General features: G+C 37.6%; 2 protein-coding genes. Both read right to left on the bottom strand.

All coding sequences use genetic code 11. The annotated features are described in order from the left end of the window. Positions 1–419 (bottom strand): aldehyde dehydrogenase family protein (locus tag AA81_RS01720; RefSeq protein ID WP_342750108.1); only part of this gene is annotated, 419 nt, incomplete at its 3' end. Between the two features lie 50 nt (positions 420–469). Continuing rightward, positions 470–1,123, bottom strand: a 654-nt coding sequence (locus AA81_RS01715) for an NAD(P)/FAD-dependent oxidoreductase (protein WP_146050318.1), incomplete at its 5' end; no start/stop codon positions are given.

The raw sequence follows: 1,123 nt of genomic DNA, 5'->3' as shown, positions 1-1,123 counted from the left end.
AAAAAGTCTATCAATTCGCAAGCTGAATCGATTTCTGCTTGAAAAACGTTTTTGCTTTGACCGAGCATGGTTGCTGCATTTAATGTTGACCTCCAATTCGTGGATAACAGTTCAGCTGCTTTTTTGAAAATGGATAGTCTATCAACCCATGAAAATTTATCCCAAACTTTCTTTGCCTCTAAAGAACTTTCTATTGCCATTGCAATTTCTTTTTCATCAGCTTTGTGGTATTCTGCCAATACATGGCTGTGATCGTGAGGCATAACACATTTTCCAAGATCGCCTGTTCTTACTTCTTTCCCACCAATTATAAGAGGGATTTCGATTTTCTCACCTTTCAGTTCAGAAAGTTTTTCCTTTAATTCTTTCTTTTCCTTGCTCCCTGGCCCATAATTTAAAATTGGCTCGTTTTCAGGCATTTCGAAAATAGGTATCGAGTTGTTCAAAGTTGATTCCTCCTTTTTAAGTTTTATACAACTGAGGGTTCTTCAATGATTTCTCCCCTATTGAATCTTTCTAAATCTAAAATTACATTGTAAGTTAATTGATCACCTGTAACTATATCTGCCATTAGAATCCCAACGGCTGGTGCAAGCATGAAACCATGTCCACTGAATCCACAAGCTACATAGAGGCCTTCTAGCTGGTTAATCTGTGATACTATTGGTTGTCTATCTGGTGAGATGTTGTATAAGCCAGCCCATTGCCTAATGACACGAATATTTTTGAGAGGAGGCAGCAACCACGTTGCCTTTTTCGACATAGTTTCAAGGAACTCCCATGAACTTTCCATGTTGTAACTAGGGGGCTCGTTCTCAGGTCCATATCCCATGATGAAGCTTCCATTGGGTTCTTGTTGACAGTAAATATTGTAGGAGAAGGACATTAACATTGGATCCAGTACATTTTTAACAGATTCTGTGACCAATATTTCGTGTCTTTCAGAGTAAATTGGCAGATCTAATCCAGCCATTTTAACTATATTTTGTGTCCAACCTCCTGCAGCTACAACTACCTTTTTACATTCTATAAAACCTTTGTTTGTTTGTACACCTAGTACTGTGTCGTTTTTAGTTATTATGTCTTTGACTTCGGTAAATTTGTTTATTTCCACACCTAATCT

Source organism: Petrotoga halophila DSM 16923 (assembly GCF_002924615.1).
Note: the sequence above shows the minus strand (reverse complement) of the source record. Positions and strands in the feature narration are given on the sequence as shown.